General features: G+C 56.1%; 1 protein-coding gene. It reads left to right on the top strand.

What is annotated here, in order from left to right; translation table 11 throughout:
* Nucleotides 1-1170 precede the first annotated feature (1170 nt).
* Nucleotides 1171-2781, top strand: a complete 1611-nt coding sequence (xrtD, locus tag CKO23_RS24200) for a VPLPA-CTERM-specific exosortase XrtD (protein WP_242482709.1) — start codon at nt 1171-1173, stop codon at nt 2779-2781.
* Nucleotides 2782-2976 lie beyond the last annotated feature (195 nt).

Raw genomic sequence — 2976 nt, 5'->3', positions numbered from 1 at the left:
ATCAGATCGAGATGTGGTTCTCGATCCTGGCGCGCAAAGTCCTGCGCCGTGGCAACTTCACCTCCATCGACGACCTTCAGAAACGCATCAGCGATTTCATCGACTTCTTCAATCGCACGTTGGCCAAACCCTTCCGCTGGACCTATGAGGGAAAGCCGCTCGCAGCATGAATGATTAAACAGTCTCGGGATTTCCACTCTGTTGCACTAGTGTCTGAGCGAGCTTATTTAAAGCTGCCTCTGTTACGTTTTCTGTGGGCCAGGGCTTGACTCCGGCCCTGCTGGTTCACAGCTCTTAGAGTAGATGTTGTCAAACCTGTTGCTGGGCCTGCAGTTATTCCCGCCCATAAAACAAATAAGTCTTTGATTTTAAAATATATTTTACCTAAAAGTTTACGAAAACATAATTTCTAAGCGACTGATAATAAAAGTGTTTTAGAGTCGGCGGGAACCGCTGCTGGGCCTGTGGTCATGTGGGCGCGAGGCCCGAGAGTGTGGGCAACCGGTGGGCCGTGCAGGTGAGGAACTCGCGGCTGGCACGGCTTCAGTCGGCGCGGCCCAGGGGGTGTCCACACGTCCCGCAGGATTCAGGCCGGTCCGCAGGACGCGTCCACATGTCTACAGGCCAACCGTTGGAGGTAGCTGCTGTGGCTTCCGCCTCTTTGTTTACGGTCGCTCTGGGCCTGCACGCGCCCTGGGATGTCAGCGCGGTCGACTTCGGTCCCGAGGTTGGGCGCATCGATTTCAGGGTCGGCTTCTTGTGTTCACTTTTTGTGACCTGTGCAGCCCTGCCCGGTGCATCTTGCACCCGGTCGCGGTGAGGCGCCGCTCCCACCAACCAAACGGCAGACCCAAACGTCGATCAAGATCCGACGGGCACGGCCCGGTCTGAGCAATCGAGACACCGCCTCTCCGTTCGCAGCCGAGTCGCTGTCGCATGGCACGTCCACCGACTCGATGACTAAGTCCTTACGGGGTTCGAGCTTGTGCCCTGCCGAACGCAATTACGACTTCTGACCGCAGCATGTTCCATGCGGCAGTTCTGGCTTCTCTCCCAGACTCTGGCTGGTAGAATCCAGGCACTGACACTCGCCGTAGGCTCGCCGACCAGGGCTTTGACTGAGTCTTGAGGACGCCTGTACGGCTTTATGACGTTGCGAAGGATTCAATCATGGGCGAGCCATTGAGCACTTCATCACCAACCAATCATCAAATGCCGCAACCGCATCCCTACGCGTTCGGGGGGCTCCCGGCTTGGCAATGGGGCATCGTTGCCTTGGCCATGGTCGTTCTGTTCTGGATCTTTTTCGAAGGGCTGACGAGTATGATCCGCGCGTGGGATTCGGAAGAGTACAGCCATGGCTACCTGCTTCCCCTTGTCTCGGCCTTTTTAATCTGGCAGAGATCCGCGCTGCTCGCGCAGACGCCCTTCCAACCAAGTTGGCTAGGGATCCTTGTTACCCTTTTTAGTCTTTTCTTGTATGTCGCCGGGGAGTTAGGAACACTCTACACGGTCCTTCAATACGGTTTGTTAGTGAGCGTCGGCGGTGTCTTGCTTTCGCTCATGGGCTGGAAGGCGTTCCGCATTATCCTCCCTGCCTACGTCCTGTTCTTTCTTGCCGTCCCCCTTCCCAACTTTCTTTACAACAACCTGTCCTCTCAGCTCCAATTGATCTCGTCGCAACTGGGTGTATCCGTCATTCGCTTCTTTGGCATCTCAGTCTTTCTTGAAGGCAATGTCATTGATCTTGGCAACTACCAGTTGCAGGTCGCCGAGGCATGCAGCGGATTGCGCTATCTATTTCCTCTTTCCGCCTTGGGGTTTATTGCCGCGATCTTGTTCAAGGGGGCGTTCTGGAAGAAGGCTGTTCTTTTTCTTTCGACCATACCCATCACGGTACTGATGAACAGCTTCCGAATTGGTGTGATCGGGATCCTCGTTCATTACCAAGGCATTGGTATGGCGGAAGGCTTCCTGCATGATTTCGAAGGCTGGGTCGTCTTCATGGCGTGCGGCGCGCTGCTCCTGATCGAGATGCGGCTACTCGCCATGATCGGCTCGGATCGTTCGTCATTCGGGGAAGCCTTCGCGATCGATAAACTAACGCCAACCTCCGCCAGCGTTGCAGCTCGGCAGATTCCATGGACCTTCTACGCGGTGTTGCCGTTGCTGGTCGCGATCGCGGTCTTTGCGCATTCTCTTCCAGAACGCGAGGATGTCACCCCAAAACGACCCGAACTTGTCTTCTTCCCATCCAACATCGGGGAGTGGCGCGGTCAGCGTGGTCAGATCGAGCCAATCTATCTCGACGCACTGAAGCTGGATGACTATTTGATGGCCGATTATCGGAATCCGACAGGGGATTTGATCAATCTTTATATTGCCTACTATGAGTCACAGCGCAAAGGGGCTTCCGTGCATTCACCCAAGTCGTGCCTACCCGGCGGCGGATGGCGGCTGCAGGACTTCTCCCAGCGTGCGATTCCTGGAACAGGTGTCGGCGGTCAGCCCATTCGCGTCAACCGGTCGCTGATCCAGATGGGTGAGAAGCGCGCGCTGGTCTACTACTGGTTTCAGCAGCGCGGCCGGGTGATGACGAACGAATACCTGGTGAAGTGGTATTTGTTCTGGGATGCACTCACGCGGAATCGCACGGATGGCGCTTTGGTCAGGCTCACGCTCGATGCGCCGCTGGGAGAGGATCTGAATGAGCTCGACGCGCTCATGTCAGAGTTCGTCAATCTGATCGAGCCTTCACTGCGGCGGTTCATTCCGGAGTGATGGCGTGAGACCAAGGTGCCGACGAGGCTCTGCCCCGAATGTTCGCACCGTGGCTCATCCGCCACGGTAGGGCAATCGCATCACATTTTCCTAATATTCGAGTCCTTGGAGGCTGCCTTTCGAGGCGTGATCTTCGGGGCCTCGAACACCAGCTTGGTGAGATAGGGTTCGTTCCAGGCGGCCTTCATTCGCTTG

It is taken from the genome of Thiocystis violacea (assembly GCF_016583565.1).
GTDB lineage: Bacteria > Pseudomonadota > Gammaproteobacteria > Chromatiales > Chromatiaceae > Thiorhodococcus > Thiorhodococcus violaceus_A.
This window is presented reverse-complemented; position numbering and strand designations above follow the sequence as displayed.

Excerpts from the sequence above, each read along its gene's own strand:
- xrtD (WP_242482709.1), top strand. The coding sequence starts at position 1,171 with ATGGGCGAGCCATTGAGCACTTCATCACCAACCAATCATCAAATGCCG.